Source organism: Novosphingobium sp. NFX11 (genome assembly GCF_057376415.1).
In genome coordinates this window covers 272273-290986 of record NZ_CP080385.1, presented here as the reverse complement: position 1 = coordinate 290986, position 18714 = coordinate 272273, and the positions used below count along the sequence as shown (strand labels likewise).

The window sequence follows — 18714 nt, the reverse complement described above, 5'->3', positions numbered from 1 at the left end:
AGGGTCAATCCAGTAACTGGCGCAGCGCTTCCAGCGCCCCGCGCGCTTCGCGTTCGTCGAGGCTGGCAAAGCCGATCCGTAATCCGCGCGGCGCGTCCGCGCGGGTCTGGAACGAGCGCGACGAAGCGAAGCGCAGGCCCGCGCCCGCCGCCCCGGCCTCGATCCGGTCGAGAATTTCGTCGGATGCAAAACGTAGCCAGAACGCGAGGCCGCCCGGCGGCATCTCGTACTTCACCCTGTCACCGAGCGTGTCGTCGAGCACCTGCGCGAAGGCGGTGCGGCGTCCGGCGTAGATCTGGCGCACCTTGCGGGCATGGCGGCTGAGTTCGCCGCTGTCGATCAGTTCGGCGGCGGCATGCTCGGTCAGCGTATTGCCCATGCCGTCGACCAGCGAGACGATGTGCGCCAGCGCCTCGATCACTTCGACCGGCGCGGCGATATAGCCGATGCGCAGGGCGGGCAGCAGCAGCTTGGATAGCGATCCGGCGTAGATCACCCGTCCGGGCGCATAAGCCGCCATCGGCAGCAGCGGCTGCGAGGCGAAATGGAACTCGTGATCGTAATCGTCCTCGATCACCGCGAAGCCGAACTGGCGCGCAAGGTCGAGCAGGCGCAGGCGTCGCTCGGGCCGCAGCGCGACCGTGGTAGGAAACTGGTGGTGCGGCGTCACGAACACCGCCGCCACCCGGTTGCGGCGGCAGGCGGCTTCCACGTCTTCAAGGCAAATGCCATCATGGTCGAGCCCGACGGGCACGATCTTCGCCCCGCGCGCAGCGAAGGCAGCGACGGCAGGTTCGTACGTCAGTTCCTCGACGATCACCGCGTCGCCGGGCCGGATGAGCAGGCTGGCGGCGAGGAAGATGCTGTTCTGGCTGCCGCGCGTAATGCAGATGTTGTCCGCCGTCACCGGCAGGCCGCGCTGGCTCTTGAGCATTGCCGCCACACTCTTACGCAGGGCCGGGGCGCCGCGCGGATCGCGGTACTGCAAGCCGTTGGCCCGCGTGAGCCGCTGGGCGGCGCCGCGATAGGCGCGGGACAGCAATTCCACCGGGAACAACCGCCCGTCCGGTGCCCCCTCGTCGAGCTTGACGCCCCGCCCCTCCGGCAGCGCCAGCGGGTGCTCGGGCCCGGGGATGAAGCGATACTCGGCCTGGCCGGATGCCTCGGACCCTTCCGGAGCCACGGTGCCCGCAGGATCGGGAAGCGCGGTCGAGACCATCGTGCCGCGCGTGCCTGCCGACGACAGCCACCCTTGTGCGATAAGATCCTCGTAGGCGAGAACCACCGTCTTGCGGTTGACGCCGAGCCCTGCCGCGAGTTCACGGCTGCTCGGCAGGTAGCTGCCGGAAGTCAGCCGCCCGCTTTCGATGTCGCGGATCACCGCCTGGATGATCTGCATGTAGACAGGCTCGGAACGCGCAGCGTCGATGCGCTGGCTGAGACTGATCTGCCAGGGACGCAACATGGCTCAGCGGCCTCCATGCGAACTGTCGTTCATCACGGCGGATTAGCCAGGCGGAAGGGGCCATGGCAACCATCCCGTCGCCCCTCCTCCCCAGCACAAACGTATGCATCGTTCGCTAGAGGCACATTTCGGCCCGGCATCGCTCCATAGCGGGCCATGGCGATGTTCCTTGCAGGGATCGAAGCCGACAGCTTGAACCTGCGCGGGACGTTCAGGAACGGCGGGCCTTCATTGCCCAGGCCACCGCAAGGACGGGCACGGCCAGCCCGGCCCATGACACCGTGTCCCGCCATCCGTCTCCTGTCAGGGCAAGGACGAGCGCGGCGCAACTCACAAAGCCGATCGCCAGAGGCACGGCGAAGATCACCCACAATGTCCGGCGCGCCCGTTTCATGCCGCAGGCACCGCGATGCCGCCTGACTCGACCTCGCGCACATGTGCGGATGCCGAGGCGCGGCGCTTGCCGAGCCAGAGGTAGATGCCGCTCGCCAGCGCCACGATCGTGAAGAGGTCCAGCACCGCCCACAGGATCTTGAGCGGAAGCCCCCGTAGTCGCCGAAATGCAGCGGGCGCGAGAGCGAAAGCGACTTGTTGTACCACGGCATCGTGCGCGCGGCCGTGAAAGTGCCGGTCTCCGCATCAATGAGGGCCGGTGTCAGCAGGTGCTCGGTCAGCGGCGTGTCGCCCTGGAAGAAGACGGCATAGTGGTGCTTCGAACTGAAACTCCCGCCGGGAAAACCGATGAACTGCGGATTGTTGCCGGGCAATGCCTGCCGGGCCTCGGCCATCGCCTTGTCCAGCGAACCATAGCGAGATGGTGCAAGCGCGCCCTTGCCCGCGTATTCGCGGGTCATGGCCGCCAGTTCATTACGCTGCCATAGCTTGTTGATCGGATTTTCAAGCGTGTTGATGACGCCCGTGACGCCCACCACCGTCATCCATGCAAACGCCACGATTCCGATGAGATTATGATAATCGAGCCATTTCAGCCGCGAACTGCGCGACGTGCGCAAGGTTCCGAAGGCAAGCTTGCGCATGAACGGCGCATACAGCACCACTCCGGACACCAGCGACGCCGTGAACAGCAGCCCCATGGCGCCAAGGAAAAGCATGCCGGGCAGCCCGAGGAACATGTCGGTGTGCAACTGGAGCAGGAAGTGCATCACGCCGCTCTCGTCTTCCTGCCCGATCTTGCGGCCGGTGGAACGGTCAAAGACCTGCATGGTCATCTCCGCTCCGGGCGAGTCCGCCCTTGGGCCGGTGGTGATCGTCATCGCGGGCTGATCGTTATCGAACGCCATGAACAGCGGGACTTCTCCCGGACGCGCAGCCAGCGCCCGGCGCATCATCTCGTCGAGCGGAAGCAGGCCCGGCGCGTTCCCCGAGGAACCTACGCCCGGCTGCCCATAAGCGCTTGCATCCCCGGCCAGCCGGTCGATCTCGTCGTGAAAGATCAGCGGCAGCCCCGTGATACAGAGCATGAGAAGAAACATCGTGCAGACGAGGCTGGTCCACTTATGGATCAGATACCAGGCGCGGATCGTGGAACTCGTCATAAATTTCAAATTTTTTTGCGAACGATTATCAATCGCCATTATGGAGCGGCGAACCTGGTGTCAACTCAGGCCACGCGGCCAGCCAATTCCCCGGTCATGACTGCGCCGACACCCGCTCGTTCCGGATCACCCTGCCGCTTTCGTCGATTACCATGCGCAAGGCATAGCGCTCTCCGGGCTTGCCGCAGTCCTCGCTATAGATGACCCGCTCTCCGCGCATCGCCGAATAGGCCTGGTCGCCAAGGCGATAGAGGTGCGTGCCATGCTCCGCGTAGATCCAGGTGCCGCCCGCCAGAAGCTCCACGGCCACGAGCACGCCCAGTGTCGCCCGCACCTTGGGCCTTGCCGACCACGCCCGCATTCGGCCGGGCAGCGTGTCGGCATCGTCGTACTCACGGGGCGGGACCAGCCCCAGGAACACCGCCCAGCGCCGCAGCACCGCCATAATATGGGCGATCAGCAAAGCGGCGAGGATACAGCAGGACATGGCGCGTCAGCTTACCGAAACCAGATGCAGTTCGCTACGCATGTCGAGGTCGAACGCCAGCGCGGCCTTGCCGTCCGGCCCGGCCTGCAGCTCCTGCCCGGTCTGCACCACGCGGTAGCGCGTACCCGGCACCAGCCGCGCGAAGCCGAGGCTGACACGCGCCGGGCCTTCCCCGCCCGCAGCACCAGCGACAAGTCGCGCCCGTCACTGACCGCGCGGGTGACGATGGTTTCGGGATAGCACGCCTCGACCAGCAGCGGGCCGGTCTTCCACGCTTCCGGCAGGCCCTTGTTGACCATGTCGCGCACGGTGTTGCGGCGGGTCCAGGTCAGCGCATCGGCCATGCCGGGACTGTACTGTGCGTCGATGCTCTCGCGGGTGGCGGCGATGATCTCCTCGTCGCCCATCTCCAGCGCGGCCCACAGCACCATCGTCAGCGGGTTCAGTTCGGGCCACTGCGCGAACGAGAAGTTGGCGGGCTTGCGCGTGTCCCAGCCCAGCGGCAGCAGCTTGAAATCGAGCGTACCGTCAGGGCGGCGGGCGATAAAGTCCTGCTTGAGCACCTGCCACAGCCGCTCCGCCTGATCGGGCGCGTGCGGGGTGAGGAAGCGGATGCCCCATGTCTCGCCGAACAGGCCCGAAAGACTGGGCACGGTGAAGCCGAAGGGCGACGAGGTGCAGACCTTCACCCGCCCGTCGGCCATCATCATTTCCTGCTCCATCGCCTGCTCGAAGCGGTCGCCGACCTTGCCGATCATGTCGGTGCCGTTGCGCGCATCGTGCAGCGCCAGCGCGGTGCGGCCCACGAGGTTGCACATCGAATAGATCCAGCGCGGCTCGCACGGGAACCAGCCGATGTCGTAGCGGCGGAAGTTCTTCACCACTTCGTCCATCAGCGTTTCGTGGCTGTAGGGGAACGCGGTCTTCTCGTCCCAGCGGAAGGTCAGCGCGTCCTTGCCCGCGAAGGGCGAGGTGCCGCTGGCCGTCTCGAACAGGCCGAGCGAGACGCCCATAAAACCCGACAGCATGATGTTGTCGGTGGCGACGGGGTTCTTCTCCAGCTTCAGGTTGCCCCACAGGCTTTCCCAGAACCAGTAGTTCCACGTCTTGCGGTCCACGTGCTTGCGGATCAGGTTTTCCTGCGCGGTGTTCAGGTAGCCGTGGAACGCGGGCAACTGCGTGTACTGCCCGAAGGCGAGATTCCACGACATCGTGCAGATCTGATAGCGCAGCGCGCCGTCCTGCCAGGTGTCGCCAGTCGAGAACCCGGTCCAGCTGTCCACCGGCTGCAGCGCGAGGTCGAGCATGCGGCGGTACTCGCCGATCTGGCCCTCGGGCATCTCCGGCCCGGCCTCTACCGGCGCATCGCGCAGGATCGGCTCGGCCCGGGCGATCACGCGGTTGAGTTCCTCCCCCGCGCCTGCTGGCGGGCGAAGTGCGTGCGGCGCTTCAGCGCCATGATGCCGAACGCCGCCAGCACGCCCGCCGGCAGCGCATATTCGACGAAGGCGACGCCTTCGCGGCCCTCGATCCACGCGGCGGAGAGCAGCGCGGTGCCGATCAGCACGCCGGGCGGCGCGATGATCGGGCCGCGCGCCCACCAGATGAACAGGATCACCGCAAAGGCCGCGATCGAGGCCAGCGCGCCCAGCACGCCGATCACGCCGCCCGCATAGAGGAACCCGCCGCCGGGGAAGATCAGCCCCAGCCCGAAGGCCTTCCACTGCGCGCTCATGCCCAGCACAACCGGCAGCACCGCCAGCGCGAAGACCACCGCAAGGCCAAGGTAGAAACGCCGCAGCCGCCGCGTCGTCAGCGGGCCGTGCGCGCGCTCGCGCGGCGGGATCGGGGGTATGCTCGATACGATCCTGGGCCCTGCGGCGCGAAGATCACCGCTCGTGCCTTCAGTCAGTCGGGTGGCCATGCTGCTCTCCCATTACCGCCGTCTTTGCGGACGTATCCTGCCCTCAAACGAGCCCCGCCTTCGTGCCGGACGCAGGCGGGGCCAGTCGGAGAGTCACCTACATCCTGAACGACAGTGTCGCGCCGTACGTCGCGGGCATTCCGGTCAGCCGCCAGATCGTGTCGTAACCGACCTGCACGTTGTACCAGTAATACTTGTTGGACACGTTCTTGCCCCAAACGGTCGCCGTCCAGCTGCGATCGGGCGCGCCGACGCCCGCCCGTACGCCGTAGATCGTATAGGGATCGATCCGCAGCGAGGACGTCTGCGCAAGGTCGGCATATGTCGCGCCGTTGTACGACATGTCGCCGCCGACGAAGGCCTCCATGCTCCCGACCGGGAAACGATATTCGACATCCGCGTTGGCGGTCCACTTGGGCGAGAAGTTGAACGACTTGCCGCTGAGGTCCACGGGAGTGTTGAAGGCGTCGTACCCGGCGAAGTCCTTGATCTTCGAGTCCGCATACCCAACCGAGCCGCGCAGGGTGAGCCGGCGAGCGTAGCGAAGCAATCCAGGGCGGCGCTCAACTGCCCTGGATTGCTTCGCTACGCTCGCAATGACGAAGGGAAGATCAGCGTCCCTTCCACTCCGGCTTGCGCTTCTCGGCGAAGGCGCGCGGACCTTCGACGTAATCCTCGGACGACAGCATCGCCTGCATCGCAGGGTAGCTCCACTGCTCGGCGAAAGCCTGGTCGTAAGGCGTGGACAGGCCGAGCCCGACCGCTTCCTTGGTGGCGCGCACCGCCATCGGGCTGCCGCCGAGGATCTGCTCCGCCCAGCGCCGGGCCGCTTCCAGCACATCGCCTTCGGCCACCTCGTTGACGAAGCCGAGCGCGTGGCCCTCCTGCGCAGATACGCGCCGTCCGGTCAGCAGCATTCCCATCGCGTGCTTGGCCCCGACCACTTGCGGCAGGATCTGGATACCGCCGCCCAGCGCCGCCAGCCCGACGCGGACCTCGGGCAGCGCGAAAGCCGCGTGGGCCGCTGCAACCACGATGTCGCAGGCCAGCGCCAGTTCGAAGCCGCCACCCATCGCCACGCCGTTGACGGCGGCAATCACCGGCTTGGTCAGCCCCTTGCGCCCGGTCAGCCCGCCGAAGCCGTTGGGCGGCGACACCAGTTCCCCGCCCGCCGCCTGCTGCTTGAGATCGTGCCCGGCGCAGAACGCCTTCGGCCCCGCCCCGGTGACGATGGCGACCCACTGGTCGTCATCCGCCGCGAAGGCATCGAAGGCCGCGTCCATCGCGACTTGCGCGTCGGCATTCAGGGCATTGCTCGCCTCGGGCCGGTTGATGGTGATGATCGTCAGCGGCCCTTCGCGCGTGACGATGACGAGTTCGCTCATGCCGTCACCTGCTCCGCGACCATGCCCGCCAGCCGCGAGACGATGATGCTTTCCGCATCGTGCACGATCCGGCCGACCAGTTCGGCGCATGTCGGAATGTCGTGGATCAGCCCCTGCACTTGCCCGGCCCAGACGAGCCCGGCGTCGAGATCGCCCGTCTCCAGCGCCGTGCGCCCCTTCGCGCCCGAGACCAGCGGGCGGATGTCCTCGAACACCGCGCCGTCGCGGGCGGAAATCTCCACCACCTGATCGGACACGCTGTTCTTGGCGACGCGGCCGGTATTGTGGAACTTGCGGAAGATGAGGTTGGTGCCGCGCTCGTCGTTGTCGACGATGAACTGCTTCACCCGCTCGTGGATTGGCGCTTCCACCGTGGCGCAGAAGCGGGTGCCCATGTTGATGCCGTCCGCCCCCAGCGCCAGAGCGGCGGCGAGGCCGCGCCCGTCGCCGAAGCCGCCGCTGGCGATCATCGGGATCGTCAGCTTGTCCGCCGCCGCCGGGATCAGGATGAGGCCCGGAATATCGTCCTCGCCCGGATGGCCCGCGCACTCGAAGCCATCGATCGAGATCGCGTCCACGCCCATCCGCTCGGCCGACAGGGCGTGGCGGACGGCCGTGCACTTGTGGATCACGGTGACGCCGTGGGCCTTGAAATCCTCGACATGCTCCTGCGGGCGGTGGCCTGCGGTTTCGACGATGGTGACGCCGCTGTCGATGATGGCCTTGCGATACTCGGCATAAGGCGGCGGCGAAACCGAGGGCAGGATCGTCAGGTTCACGCCGAAGGGCTTGTCGGTCAGGGTCCGGCAGCGCTCGATCTCGCGGCGCAGGTCGTCGGGCGTGGGCTGGGTCAGCGCGGTCAGGATGCCGAGCCCGCCCGCGTTGGAGACCGCCGCCGCCAGTTCGGCGCGGCCCACCCACATCATCCCGCCCTGAACGATCGGATGCTCGATGCCGACGAGGTCGGTGAAGCGCGTGCGCAAGGTCATTACAGCGCCTCCAGAATGGTGACGTTGGCGATGCCGCCGCCTTCGCACATGGTCTGCAGGCCATAGCGCTTGCCGCGCGCCTTCAGGGCGTGGACGAGCGTGGCCATCAGCTTAGTGCCGCTGGCGCCCAGCGGATGGCCCAGCGCGATGGCGCCGCCGTTGACGTTGAGCTTTTCAGGATCGCCGCCCAGCGCCTGAAGCCAGGCCAGCGGCACCGGCGCGAAGGCCTCGTTCACTTCGTAGAGGTCGATATCCTCGATCCGCAGTCCGGCGCGCTTGAGCGCCTTTTGCGTCGCCGGGATCGGTTCCTCCAGCATGATGACCGGATCGCCCGCCGTCACCACCATGTCGACGATCCGCGCGATCGGGGTAAGGCCGTAGTCCTTGAGCGCCCGCTCCGACACCACCAGCGCGCCCGAGGCACCGTCGCAGATCTGGCTGGCGTTGGCGGCGGAAATCACCCCGCCCTCCTGCAGCAGCCTGACCGAGCCGATGCTTTCCAGCGTCGCGTCGTAGCGGATGCCCTCGTCGGTGACGTGGGGCACGCCGTCCACATCCAGCGGCACGATCTCGCGCTCGAACGCGCCGGCCTTCGTGGCGGCGGCGGCGCGGCGGTGGCTTTCCAGCGCGAAGCGGTCGAGCGTCTCGCGGTCGAAGCCGTACTTGGCGGCGATCATCTCCGCTCCGCCGAACTGGCTGAAGCCCTCCACCCCGAAGCGCTGCTGGATGCGCGGGCTGAACGGGCCGATGCCGACGCCTTCCTTGGCGTGATAGGCGGTGTTGGAGAACATCGGCACGCGCGTCATGCTCTCCGCGCCCGCCGCGATCACCACGTCCTGCATGCCGGACATGACCGCCTGCGCCGCGAACTGCACCGACTGCTGCGAGGAGCCGCACTGCCGGTCGATGGTGACGGCGGGCACGCTGACCGGCAGCTTCGAGGCCAGCACCGCATTGCGCGCGAAGGCGAAGGCCTGTTCGCCCGCCTGCGTCACGCAGCCGAGGATGACGTCCTCGACCACCGCCGGGTCCAGCCCGGCGCGGTCCACCAGCGCGTTGAGCACCTCGCCCGCCATGTCGGCAGGGTGCCATCCCGCGAGCTTGCCGTTGCGGCGCCCACCTGCGGTGCGGACGGCTTCGACGATATAGGCTTCGGCCATGGTCACAGATCCTTGAAGTTGGGAGAGCGCTTTTCGAAGTAGGCGGCAAGGCCCTCGCGGCATTCGGGTGAGGCGCCCGATCGGGTGATCGCCGCGACTTCGCGTTCCAGCTGCGCGTCGAGGCTGGTTTCGAGACTCTGCCGCAGCAGTCCCCGCGCCGCGCCGAGCGCACCCACGGCGGCATCGGCAAGGCGGGCGGCGAGCGCATCGCCTTCGGCCGCCAGCGCCTCGTCATCGACGGTGCGGGTGACCATGCCGATCGCCTCGGCTTCGTCGGCCTTGATGCGGCGGTTGGTGAGGATGATCTCCTGCGCCTTGCGGAGGCCCACGAGGCGCGGCAGCCACCAGCTCATGCCGCCGTCGGGCGTCAGGCCGAGCGTGCCGTAAGCGGCGGTGAAGTGCGCGGATCGCGCGCAGAGCACCACGTCACCGCCGATCGCGAGGCTTAGGCCCGCCCCCGCCGCCGGGCCGTTGACCAGCACCAAGAGCGGCTTGGCCATGCGCGCGAAGCGGGTGAGCGCCATGTGCAGCGTGCCCGCCAGTTCGCTCAGCAGTGCATCGACATGATCGCCCGAGGACTTGAACAGCCCCACGTCGCCGCCCGCGCAGAACAGCCGCCCCGCGCCGGTGAGGACCACGCAGCGGATCGTGGTGTCCGTCTCGCAGCGGATGGCGATCTCGGCCAGCGCGCGGGCCATGGCGAGGTCGATGGCATTGCCCGCCTCGGGCCGGTTGAGGGTGACGCGGGCCACGCCCTCGGTCACCTCGAACAGGACGACAGGTGCTTCACTCACAGGCAGGCCTCCATGCTTTCCACCGCCAGCGCGACGATGCGCGGCAGGCTGGCAGCGCGTTCACGGGCGTGTTCGGACGCCGCCGTGCCCCGGATCACGCGCCCCTTGATGCCATGGAAGATCGCCGCCAGCCGGAAGTAGTTGAACGCGATGCAGAACGCATAGTCCTGCTCCGAGATCGGCGGGCGGCCGACGTTGCGACAATAGGCGGCAAGGTATTCGGCCTCGCTCGGGATGCCGAGCGCCGTGATGTCGGCCCCGCCCAGCCCCGCCACGATATCGGGCGGCATGCGGAACATCATCGCGTGATACGCAAAGTCGGCCAAGGGGTGCCCCAGCGTCGAAAGCTCCCAGTCCAGAACCGCCAGCACGCGCGGCTCGGTGGGGTGGAATATCATGTTGTCGCAGCGGAAGTCGCCGTGCACGATGCGCGTCTCGTCGCCCGCCGGGATCGCCGTGGGGAGCCATTCGATCAGCCGGTCCATGCCCGGATCGCGGCCCGCCTCGGTGTCCTCCAGATACTGGCGCGACCAGCGGGCGATCTGGCGCTCGAAGTAATTGCCCGGCTTGCCGTAGTCGCCCAGCCCCACCGCGTCCGGCTCGATCCGGTGCAGCGCGGCGATCGTCTCGTTCATCGCGGCGAAGTAGGCGGCGCGCTCCTCACGCGGGACATCAGGGAACGTCGCGTCCCAGAAGATGCGCCCCTCGACCATCTCCATCACGTAGAACCAACTGCCGATGACGCTCTCGTCCAGACACAGGCCATGGACATGCGCCACCGGGAAACCCGTCGCCCCTAGCGCCGACAGCACCCGCGCCTCGCGCTCGACCGCGTGGGCGCCTTTCAGCACCTGCCCCGGCGGCTTGCGGCGCAGGACGTAGGCGCGGCCTGGCGTCACCAGCTTGTAGGTCGGATTGGACTGCCCGCCCTTGAACTGCTCGACCGTGAGCGGCCCGGCGAAGCCCTCGACATGCGCGTCCATCCACGCCTCCAGCCGGGCCTCGTCGAAGCGATAGCCCTCGCGCACCGCGCCGGTGCCGGCATTGGCGGCGGCGTCAGTGCTGCTCATGAGCCGCCTTCCAGTCGCGCTTGATCTTCTTGGCGAGGCTCCACTTGTGGACTTCGGTGGGACCGTCGTAGATGCGGAAGGCGCGGATCTCGCGGAACACCTGCTCGACGATGGTGTTGGCGGTCACGCCCTGCCCGCCCATCATCTGCACGCAGCGATCCGCCACCCGCATCAGCGCCTCGGACACCGCGACCTTGGCCATCGAGCTTTCGGTGCCGCCCGCTTCGCCCGCGTCGAGCACGTCCGCGCACCAGTCGATGATCAGTTCGCTCTGCTTCAGGTCGATCAGGTTTTCGGCCAGCATGAAGCCGACGCCTTCATGGTCGATCAGCGCCTTGCCGAAGGCCATGCGGCGGTTTGCGTAGTCGGTGGCGATCTCGTTGGCGCGGATGCAGGCGCCCAGCCAGCGCATGCAGTGCGACAGCCGCGCGGGCGCGAGCCGCACTTGCGCATAACGGAACCCCTCGCCCGACTGCCCCAGCATCTGGTCGGCAGGCACGCGCAAGTTCTCGATGGCGACGACGGCATGGCCGCCGGGCATCGAGGAATCGATGGTGTTGGGCACATGCTCAATGCGGATCGCCGGATCGGGCAGATCGACCAGGAACATGCAGGCCCCGTCCTCGGACTTCGCCATGACGATGCCCACTTGCGCGCCTTCCGCCCCGGTGATGAACGCCTTGCGCCCGTTGATGACCCAGTGATTGCCGTCGAGATGGCAGGTCGTCAGCATCATCGAAGGGTCGGAACCGGCGCCGTTCTCGTCCGCCGGTTCGGTCATGAAGAAGGCCGAGCGCGCGCGCCCTTCCACCAGCGGCTTCAGGAACCGCTCCTTGATCGCCGCACTTCCCACCTTGCCGAGCAGGTACATATTGCCCTCGTCCGGCGCAGCGGTGTTGAGCGCCAGCGGCCCGAGCGGCGACAGGCCCGAGGCGCGCAGCACCACCGCCGTCTCGCGCTGGGTCAGGTGGCGGCCGTCGGGCAGGATATGCGGCGTCAGCACCCCGGCGGCGCGCGCCTTGTCCTTCAGTTCGGCGACCAGTTCCTCGCTCGGGCAATCGTGGTGATCGCGGCGCGGGTCCTTCTCGTAAGGCGCGACGACATCGCGCACGAAGGCTTCGACTTTCGCGGCGATCTCAGCGGTCAGTTCGGGACCGGCACCTTCCCCGAGCCGCTCACTTCGGCGCCATCCGAATGGCGCCGTCAAGACGGATCGTCTCACCATTGAGCATCGGGTTGGTGACGATGCTCTCGACCAGCTGCGCATATTCGTCGGGCTGGCCCAGACGGCTGGGGAACGGCACCTGCTTGCCCAGCAGATCCTGCGCCTCCTGCGGCAGCGTCGCCAGCAGCGGGGTCCAGAAGATGCCCGGCGCGATCGTCATCACGCGGATGCCGTAGCGGGCGAATTCACGCGCCACCGGCAACGTCAGGCCGACGATGCCGCCCTTCGACGCCGCATAGGCCGCCTGCCCGATCTGCCCGTCATAGGCCGCGACCGAGGCGGTGTTGACGATCACCCCGCGCTCCTCGCCGATGGGATCGGCATCGTGCAGGCGGGCGGCGAACTTCGACAGGACGTTGAAGCTGCCGATCAGGTTGATCGTCACGATCTTCGAGAAATCCGCCAGCGGGATCGCCTTGCCGTCGCGCCCGATCACTTTGGCGGGAGGGCCGATCCCGGCGCAGTTGACGAGGATTCGCGCCTTGCCGTTCAGCGCCTCAGCCTCTTCCAGCGCGGTCTCGACGGCGGCCTCGTCGGTCACGTTGACCGATACGAAGTGCCCGCCGATCTCGCGTGCTGTCGCCGCGCCCAGTTCGGCGTTGAGGTCGAACAGGGTCACCTTGGCCCCCGCGGCCGCCAGCCGCCGCGCGGTGCCCGCGCCAAGGCCGGATGCGCCGCCGGTCACGATTGCCGCCATGCCTTCGATCTTCATCAGGAATCCCTTTCCAAACCGCCCGCCGGACCAGCGCAGATCGCGTCTCCGGTGGGCTCATGAAACTCATTGGTTTCTTATGTACTCGTGAGTACGTTGCATAACGACGCGTTTCTTGTCAATGTCGCCCAACAAGGAAAAGCCGTGACGACACCTGAGCAAGACTTCATCGATTCCCCGTTCCGTTCGCCCGAGGACCGCCTTCGCGAGAAGGACCAGAAGCGCGAGGCCGTGCTGCTTGCGGCCGTGCGCGCCTTCAACGCGCGCGGCTTTCAGGCCGCCTCGCTGGACGAGGTCGCCGCCAGCCTGCGCATCAGCAAGCCGACGATCTACCGCTACCTCGGCAACAAGGAGCAGGTGCTGCTGGAGTGCATCAGCCGCGGCCTCGACCTGCTGCGCGAGGCGGCGGCGGAGGCCGAGCGCGAACCGGGCAACGGGCTGACGCGCCTCACGCATTTCCTGCGCCGCTATGCCGAGATCAACATGGACGATTTCGGCCGCTGCGTGGTGCGCACCGACGACAACGTGCTGTCCGAAGAAGGCCGCGCGCATTTCCGGGCGCTCAAGCGGCGGATCGACCAGGCGATGCGCGATCTGGTGGCGGCGGGCGTCGAGGACGGCTCGATCGCACCGCTCGATGTGCGGATGACCGCGTTCACGCTGGCGGGCGCGCTCAACTGGCCAGGACAATGGTACGCGGCCCAAGGCGGACAGAGCGCCGAGGAACTGGCCGCCACGATGGTCGACGTGCTGGTCCGGGGCCTCGCGCCGCGGGGTGACGCCCTGCGCATTACCCCACCCTCGTCATTGCGAGCGCAGCGAAGCAATCCAGGGCGGTTTGCGCGGCCCTGGGTTGCTTCGCTACGCTCGCAATGACGAAAGGGTGCAGAGACATCGTGCTCTCTAGGGGACCAGCACTGCCTTGATGCACTCACCGCTCAGTTGCGCGGCGACCGCCTCGTTGATCTGCGCGAGGGGGTAAGTGCGGATCAGCTTGTCGAACGGGAAGCGGCCTTCGCGGTAAAGCTCGACCAACTGCGGGATGAAAGTCTGGAGGTCGCTGTCGCCCTCGACGATGCCGTGGATGCGGTGGCCGTAAGTGATGAGCGAGGCGAGGTTGATCGACAGGCTGCTCTCGGGCCGAGGGGGCACGCCGACAAGGCCCAGCAGGCCGTGGCTGGACAACGATGCCAGCGCGGTTTCGACGACAGCCTCGCGCCCGCTCGTCTCGAAGGCGAACTCCACGCCATCGGGGAGGATCGCCCGGATCGCGGCGCCGACATCGCCCTCAGCCGGATCGATGACGTGGGTTGCGCCAAGGTCCAGCGCCATGGCGCGGCGGGTGGCGAAGGGTTCGACGAGGATGATCGTCGCGCATTCCTGCACCACCGCGCCCATGACCGCCGCCAGCCCCACCGGGCCGCCGCCGAAGATCGCGATGCTCGATCCCGCCGGGCACGCCAGCGAGCGTATCACGCCGCCCGCGCCAGTCTGGAATCCGCAGCCCAAGGGCCCCAGCAGTTCGAGCGGCACGTCCTCGGCCTCGATCCTCACGAGGTTGCGTTCGTGCGTCACGGCATGGGCGGCGAAGGAGGACTGGCCGAAGAAGTTGGCCGAGACCGGCACGCCGTCGATGCTGATCGCGGTGCTGCCGTCGCCCCGCGCGCCTGCGTAGTTCAGCACCGGGAATTCGCGGCAGTAGGAGGGCAGGTGTTCTTCGCAGCGGGGGCAGTGGCCGCAACTGGAGAATCCCAGCACCACCCGGTCGCCGACCGCGACCTTGGTCACGCCTTCGCCCACGGCCTCGACGAACCCGGCGCCTTCGTGGCCGAGCACGGCGGGCAGCGGGATCGGGATGAACTGGTCGCGCGCGATGAGGTCGGTGTGGCACAGGCCGACGCCCGCGATCCGCACCCGCACCTCACCCGCGCGGGGCTCGGCAAGGTCGACCGGCTCGACGGTGAAGTCACCGTGGGCCTCGCGCGCGATGGCGGCGGTGGTGTGCATGGGGGCTCTCCTCAGGCTGCGGTGTAGCCGCCGTCGGCGGTGAATTCGGCGCCGGTCACGAAAGCGGCAGCGTCGCTGGCAAGGTATGCGATCATCGGCGCGATGTCGCTCGCCACGCCGAGGCGCTTCATCGGGATCAGCGACGCCCAGGCCGCCAGCGCGACTTCGGGCGGGATCGGATTGCCCTGTGCATCCACCGGCGGCTCCCAGTCGGCGCCGAGGTTGGTCTGGACCGGACCGGGCAGCACGCAGTTCACGCGGATGCCCGCGCTCGCCCACTCGTAGGCGACCGCCTTGCTGAGCGCCCGCACCGCGCCCTTGGTGGCGCTGTAGGCGGCGAACTGCGCACCCGCGACCTTGCCGTAAATCGAGGCCAGGTTGATGATCGAGGCCCCTGCGGCGCCCCCTGCGATGGCGGCCTTCATCAGCGGCTCGGCGGTCTGCATGCCGATGTAGACGCTTTCGACGTTGATGCGGCTCTGGCGGCGCAGAATCTCCACCGGGGCCTCGGAGAATGGGCGCGAGATCATGATGCCGGCGTTGTTCACCAGCACGTCGAGCTTGCCGAAGCGCTCCTTAACGGCGGCGGCGCAGGTCGCCCAGGCGGCCTCGTCGCTGACGTCGTGCGCCAATGCCAGCGCATCGCCGCAGGCTGCCGCCGTGTCGCGCGCACCGTCGAGGTTGAGGTCGCTGGCGATTACGCTAGCACCCTGGCGGGCGAGCGTCAGCGCCGTCTCCCGGCCGATGCCCGAGGCGGCGCCGGTGATCCAGCAGGTCTTGCCGGTCAGGTCGAACAGGGCACTCGGCATGGTCATTCTCCGATATTGGAACGGGCGTGGCGCTCGGCGGCCACGGGAGGGAGCCATGGCAGGCTGCCATCGCAGTAGGCTTCGAGGGCGGGCGTCCAGCGCCCCGGTTCGTCGAGGGTGCCGCCCTTGATGAGCGTCAGCCCCGGCAGCGCGCCCGCGATCGAGACGATGGGCGAGCCGCAAGTGCGGCAGAAGTGGCGCGAAACGGGCTGGCCGCTGTCGCCCACATCCTCGAACACCCGCGTCTCGCCCTGCCGGGAGAAGGCCGCGTCGGTCACCGCGATGACCAGCGAAAAGGCGCTGCCGGACTGTCGCTGGCAATGGCGGCAGTGGCATACTGCGGCGAGCAGCGGCTCGCCCTCGAAAGCATAGCGGACCTGCCCGCAGAGGCAGCCGCCGGAATGGGTTTCCTGCGTCATAGGGCCATCACCACCGACTTGGGTTCCAGATAGGCGTCGAGCACTTCGCTGCCGCTTTCGCGCCCGATGCCGGACATCTTCATGCCGCCGAAGGGGAAGGCCGGGTCGGCCAGCATCACGCAGTTGACGAAAACGGTGCCCGCCTCCAGCGCGGCGGAGGCCCGGTGCGCGGTGGCCAGATCGCGGGTGAAGACATGCGCGGCAAGGCCGAAGGCGCTGTCGTTGGCGAGCGCGATGGCTTCCTCGATATCGTCGAACGGCGCGGTGGCGAGGACCGGGCCGAACACCTCGTCGCGCATCACTTCGGCGGCGGCGGGGACGTTTCGCAGCACCGTGGGAGCGTGGTAGAAGCCGCGCTCGGGCAACGCGGCGGCGGACGGCATGACCTCGATCCCGGCTGCCCTTGCCCGCTCGACGAAGCCCGTGACGCGCGCGTGCTGGCGGGCGCTGATGAGCGGGCCGAGCTGGCTGGCGCGGTCTGCACTTGGCCCCAGCTTCTGCGCACTGCCGACGGCGGCGATGCCTTCGAGCACTTCGTCGTAGACCGAGCTGTGCACGTAGAGCCGCGTGCCCGCGTAGCAGACCTGGCCTGAGTTGAAGAAGCACCCCATCGCCGCCTGCGGGATGGCGGAAGCAAGATCGGCATCGGCGCAGATGATCGAGGGCGACTTGCCGCCCAGTTCCAGCGTCACGCGCTTGAGGTCCGGCACCGAGGCGGCGAGGATCGCCTGCCCGGTCGCGGTGGAGCCGGTGAAGGCCACCTTGACGATGCGCGGGTGCGCGGCCAGCGCCGCGCCGGTCGCGCCGTCTCCGGTGACAACGCCGAGCACGCCTTCGGGAAGCCCCGCGATGCGCGCCAGTTCGACCAGCCGCAGCGCGCTGAGCGGGGTCTCCGGCGCGGGCTTCAGGACGACGGTGCAGCCCGCCGCCAGCGCCGGTGCGACCTTCCACATCGCCAGCACCAGCGGGAAATTCCACGGCGTGATCGCCGCGACGACGCCGATCGGCTCACGCCGCGAATAGACGTGATAGTCGCCCGGCGTCGCGGAAAGCGTCCCCGCCCGGCCCGCCAGCTTCGAAGGCCAGCCCGCATAGGCGCGCAGCCAGGAAATCGCGGCGGGAATGTCCACTGCCTCGACAATGCTGACGGGCTTGCCGGTATCGAGCGCCTCCAGCGCGGCGAGGCGCGGCAGGTCGGCTTCCATCGCATCGGCCAGCTTGTGCAGCAGCCGCTCGCGCGCCAGCAGGGCAAGGCCGCGCCATTGAGGCGCGCGGAAAGCCTGCCATGCCGCCTCCACCACCTGATCGACGTCGGAGGCGGAGGCCACCGGGATTTCCGCGAAAGTGGTTTCCGAGCACGGGTCCACATCGGGCAGCGTCGCCGCCGTGGCCAGCCGGTCCCCGCCCGCCGTCAGCGCCAGATAGGGAAGTTCCAGACCGTCGAAACCAAGCAAAGTCGTGTCTCCTGTCACGCCGGGGCCAGCACTACGTCGAGGTTCTTGAGGCCGTTGATGAAATTGGACCGGAACCGGCGCGGAGGCGACTGGACCGTAAAGCCCGCCACCCGCTCGGCCAGGATGCCGAAAGCGACGCGCAGTTGCATCTCCGCCAGCCGCGAGCCGACGCAGACATGCTGCCCGGTGCCGAAGCCCAAGTGCTGGATATTGCCGCGCCCTACGTCGAAGCGGTGCGGATCGGGGAACACGCTTTCGTCGCGGTTGGCGGCGATATACCACATCACGACCTTGTCGCCCTTGCGGATCGCCTGCCCGCCGATCTCGGTATCCGCCATGGCGGTGCGGCGCATATGCATGACCGGGCTGGCGTACCGTACCATCTCGCGCACGGCGTTCTTCAGAAGGTCAGGCTCGGCGCGGATGCGGTCCCACTGATCGGGGTTCTCGGCGAAGGCGACTATGCTGTGGCTCAGCGAATTGCGTGTCGTCTCATTGGCGCCGACCAGCGCGAGGATCATGTTGCCGGTGAATTCGCGCAAGGTGACAGGGCTACCGTTCACCTCCATCGTCGCCAGCAAGGTGGCAAGATCCTGCCCCGGCGCGGCGCGGCGTTCCTCGAACAGCTGACCGCAGAAGGCCATGAATTCGCCGAGGATCGTCGCCATCGCCTCGGGGCTCTGGCGGAAGTCCGGGTCGTCCTCGCCGACGAAGGCGTTGGTCCAGTCGTAGAGCTTCACCCACATGTCCGCGGGCAGGTCGAACAGCTCGCACAAGGTCAGCAGCGGCAGCGGCGCGGACAGCAGCGGCACGATGTTCACAGGCTCGCCGAGCGGGATCTTGTCCACCAGCGCAAGGCAGCGTTCGCGGATGCGCTCCTCGATCCCGGCAAGGCGACCCGGGGCTACGGCAGGCATGATGAACTTGCGGTACTGGGTATGCGTGGGCGGGTCGATCGAGATGAACGGCACCCCGATCGCCGATTCCCCCGCGCCCGTCAGTCCCACCTCATTCTCGTTGAAGATGCGGTGGCCGCCGTTTTCGCTGGCCGAGGAGAACAGCGCCGGATTGCGCGATACCTCGACGATATCGGCATAGCGGGTGAGCGACCAGAAGCCCGCCCCGTCGCTTTCCGGGTTCCAGTAGACCGGCTCCATGCTGCGCAGCATTTCGAACACGTCATGCGGCGCGCGGTCGAGGTAGAGGTCGGGATCTTTGAGGTCCGGTCGAGTCAGGGTCGGGCTCATGGCGTTCCCTC

The 18714-nt window shown here is 67.8% G+C and carries 19 protein-coding genes and 1 pseudogene; 1 reads left to right on the top strand and 19 read right to left on the bottom strand.

The window, feature by feature from the left end; genetic code table 11:
* Positions 1–4 precede the first annotated feature (4 nt).
* The 14 genes and pseudogenes from pdxR to KZO24_RS19075 form a co-directional block, all read right to left on the bottom strand.
* A complete protein-coding gene (gene pdxR, locus KZO24_RS19140; RefSeq protein ID WP_271182978.1) occupies positions 5–1465 on the bottom strand; it encodes a MocR-like pyridoxine biosynthesis transcription factor PdxR in 1461 nt (486 codons plus the stop codon).
* Between the two features lie 211 nt (positions 1466–1676).
* A complete protein-coding gene (locus KZO24_RS19135; RefSeq protein WP_271182979.1) occupies positions 1677–1859 on the bottom strand; it encodes a hypothetical protein in 183 nt (60 codons plus the stop codon).
* A pseudogene (locus KZO24_RS19130) lies at positions 1856–3021 on the bottom strand (PepSY-associated TM helix domain-containing protein). Before KZO24_RS19130 ends, KZO24_RS19135 begins: the two are co-directional and overlap by 4 nt.
* A 94-nt stretch (positions 3022–3115) precedes the next feature.
* On the bottom strand, positions 3116–3508 hold the full coding sequence (locus KZO24_RS19125) for a hypothetical protein (protein ID WP_271182981.1): 393 nt from the start codon (positions 3506–3508) through the stop codon (positions 3116–3118).
* Between the two features lie 11 nt (positions 3509–3519).
* A complete protein-coding gene (locus KZO24_RS19120) occupies positions 3520–4905 on the bottom strand; it encodes a linalool dehydratase/isomerase domain-containing protein (RefSeq protein WP_486487550.1) in 1386 nt (461 codons plus the stop codon).
* Positions 4902–5432: a hypothetical protein gene (locus tag KZO24_RS19115; protein WP_486487549.1), complete on the bottom strand. Its 531-nt coding sequence runs from the start codon at positions 5430–5432 to the stop codon at positions 4902–4904. Before KZO24_RS19115 ends, KZO24_RS19120 begins: the two co-directional genes overlap by 4 nt.
* 97 nt (positions 5433–5529) lie before the next feature.
* On the bottom strand, positions 5530–5982 hold the full coding sequence (locus tag KZO24_RS19110; protein ID WP_271182983.1) for a TonB-dependent receptor domain-containing protein: 453 nt from the start codon (positions 5980–5982) through the stop codon (positions 5530–5532).
* A gap of 61 nt (positions 5983–6043) precedes the next feature.
* On the bottom strand, positions 6044–6817 hold the full coding sequence (locus tag KZO24_RS19105) for an enoyl-CoA hydratase-related protein (protein ID WP_271182984.1): 774 nt from the start codon (positions 6815–6817) through the stop codon (positions 6044–6046).
* Positions 6814–7806, bottom strand: a complete 993-nt coding sequence (locus KZO24_RS19100) for an NAD(P)H-dependent flavin oxidoreductase (protein ID WP_271182985.1) — start codon at positions 7804–7806, stop codon at positions 6814–6816. The genes KZO24_RS19105 and KZO24_RS19100 overlap by 4 nt, the downstream gene beginning before the upstream one ends.
* The gene (locus KZO24_RS19095; RefSeq protein WP_271182986.1) at positions 7806–8966 is read right to left on the bottom strand and encodes an acetyl-CoA C-acetyltransferase; all 1161 of its coding nucleotides are present in this window, start codon (positions 8964–8966) and stop codon (positions 7806–7808) included. Before KZO24_RS19095 ends, KZO24_RS19100 begins: the two co-directional genes overlap by 1 nt.
* 2 nt (positions 8967–8968) lie before the next feature.
* The gene (locus KZO24_RS19090) at positions 8969–9760 is read right to left on the bottom strand and encodes an enoyl-CoA hydratase/isomerase family protein (protein ID WP_271182987.1); all 792 of its coding nucleotides are present in this window, start codon (positions 9758–9760) and stop codon (positions 8969–8971) included.
* The gene (locus KZO24_RS19085) at positions 9757–10830 is read right to left on the bottom strand and encodes a phosphotransferase (protein ID WP_271182988.1); all 1074 of its coding nucleotides are present in this window, start codon (positions 10828–10830) and stop codon (positions 9757–9759) included. The genes KZO24_RS19090 and KZO24_RS19085 overlap by 4 nt, the downstream gene beginning before the upstream one ends.
* Positions 10817–11977: an acyl-CoA dehydrogenase family protein gene (locus tag KZO24_RS19080; RefSeq protein ID WP_486487727.1), complete on the bottom strand. Its 1161-nt coding sequence runs from the start codon at positions 11975–11977 to the stop codon at positions 10817–10819. The genes KZO24_RS19085 and KZO24_RS19080 overlap by 14 nt, the downstream gene beginning before the upstream one ends.
* Positions 11978–12005: 28 nt before the next feature.
* Positions 12006–12767 (bottom strand): SDR family NAD(P)-dependent oxidoreductase, encoded by a 762-nt coding sequence (locus KZO24_RS19075; protein ID WP_486487548.1) that lies wholly within the window; start codon positions 12765–12767, stop codon positions 12006–12008.
* 144 nt (positions 12768–12911) lie between these two features.
* Between KZO24_RS19075 and KZO24_RS19070 the strand changes: the two genes are divergently transcribed.
* Positions 12912–13643, top strand: a complete 732-nt coding sequence (locus tag KZO24_RS19070) for a TetR/AcrR family transcriptional regulator (protein WP_486487547.1) — start codon at positions 12912–12914, stop codon at positions 13641–13643.
* A 27-nt stretch (positions 13644–13670) separates the two neighbouring features.
* Here KZO24_RS19070 and KZO24_RS19065 read toward each other — a convergent pair whose 3' ends face one another.
* Genes KZO24_RS19065 through KZO24_RS19045 form a run of 5 tightly spaced genes read right to left on the bottom strand, consistent with a single transcriptional unit; the run spans position 13671 to position 18703 of the window.
* Positions 13671–14774, bottom strand: coding sequence for an NAD(P)-dependent alcohol dehydrogenase (locus KZO24_RS19065; RefSeq protein WP_271182992.1), 1104 nt, complete (start codon positions 14772–14774; stop codon positions 13671–13673).
* Positions 14775–14785: 11 nt separating this feature from the next.
* Positions 14786–15583 carry an SDR family NAD(P)-dependent oxidoreductase gene (locus KZO24_RS19060; protein WP_430099190.1) on the bottom strand — a complete coding sequence of 266 codons (798 nt, stop codon included), beginning with the start codon at positions 15581–15583 and terminating at the stop codon, positions 14786–14788.
* Between the two features lie 2 nt (positions 15584–15585).
* Positions 15586–16002 carry a GFA family protein gene (locus KZO24_RS19055; protein WP_486487546.1) on the bottom strand — a complete coding sequence of 139 codons (417 nt, stop codon included), beginning with the start codon at positions 16000–16002 and terminating at the stop codon, positions 15586–15588.
* The gene (locus KZO24_RS19050; RefSeq protein ID WP_271182995.1) at positions 15999–17456 is read right to left on the bottom strand and encodes an aldehyde dehydrogenase family protein; all 1458 of its coding nucleotides are present in this window, start codon (positions 17454–17456) and stop codon (positions 15999–16001) included. Before KZO24_RS19050 ends, KZO24_RS19055 begins: the two co-directional genes overlap by 4 nt.
* A 14-nt stretch (positions 17457–17470) precedes the next feature.
* A complete protein-coding gene (locus KZO24_RS19045; RefSeq protein WP_271182996.1) occupies positions 17471–18703 on the bottom strand; it encodes a cytochrome P450 in 1233 nt (410 codons plus the stop codon).
* Positions 18704–18714: the final 11 nt, after the last annotated feature.

What these genes read in the sequence shown, in the direction of transcription:
- KZO24_RS19060 (WP_430099190.1), bottom strand. Translation starts at nt 15,583, where the DNA reads ATGCCGAGTGCCCTGTTCGACCTGACCGGCAAGACCTGCTGGATCACC.
- KZO24_RS19135 (WP_271182979.1), bottom strand. Translation starts at nt 1,859, where the DNA reads ATGAAACGGGCGCGCCGGACATTGTGGGTGATCTTCGCCGTGCCTCTG.
- KZO24_RS19085 (WP_271182988.1), bottom strand. Translation starts at nt 10,830, where the DNA reads ATGAGCAGCACTGACGCCGCCGCCAATGCCGGCACCGGCGCGGTGCGC.
- KZO24_RS19095 (WP_271182986.1), bottom strand. Translation starts at nt 8,966, where the DNA reads ATGGCCGAAGCCTATATCGTCGAAGCCGTCCGCACCGCAGGTGGGCGC.
- KZO24_RS19075 (WP_486487548.1), bottom strand. Translation starts at nt 12,767, where the DNA reads ATGAAGATCGAAGGCATGGCGGCAATCGTGACCGGCGGCGCATCCGGC.
- KZO24_RS19045 (WP_271182996.1), bottom strand. Translation starts at nt 18,703, where the DNA reads ATGAGCCCGACCCTGACTCGACCGGACCTCAAAGATCCCGACCTCTAC.
- KZO24_RS19055 (WP_486487546.1), bottom strand. Translation starts at nt 16,002, where the DNA reads ATGACGCAGGAAACCCATTCCGGCGGCTGCCTCTGCGGGCAGGTCCGC.
- KZO24_RS19065 (WP_271182992.1), bottom strand. Translation starts at nt 14,774, where the DNA reads ATGCACACCACCGCCGCCATCGCGCGCGAGGCCCACGGTGACTTCACC.
- KZO24_RS19100 (WP_271182985.1), bottom strand. Translation starts at nt 7,806, where the DNA reads ATGACCTTGCGCACGCGCTTCACCGACCTCGTCGGCATCGAGCATCCG.
- pdxR (WP_271182978.1), bottom strand. Translation starts at nt 1,465, where the DNA reads ATGTTGCGTCCCTGGCAGATCAGTCTCAGCCAGCGCATCGACGCTGCG.
- KZO24_RS19115 (WP_486487549.1), bottom strand. Translation starts at nt 5,432, where the DNA reads ATGGCCACCCGACTGACTGAAGGCACGAGCGGTGATCTTCGCGCCGCA.
- KZO24_RS19125 (WP_271182981.1), bottom strand. Translation starts at nt 3,508, where the DNA reads ATGTCCTGCTGTATCCTCGCCGCTTTGCTGATCGCCCATATTATGGCG.
- KZO24_RS19105 (WP_271182984.1), bottom strand. Translation starts at nt 6,817, where the DNA reads ATGAGCGAACTCGTCATCGTCACGCGCGAAGGGCCGCTGACGATCATC.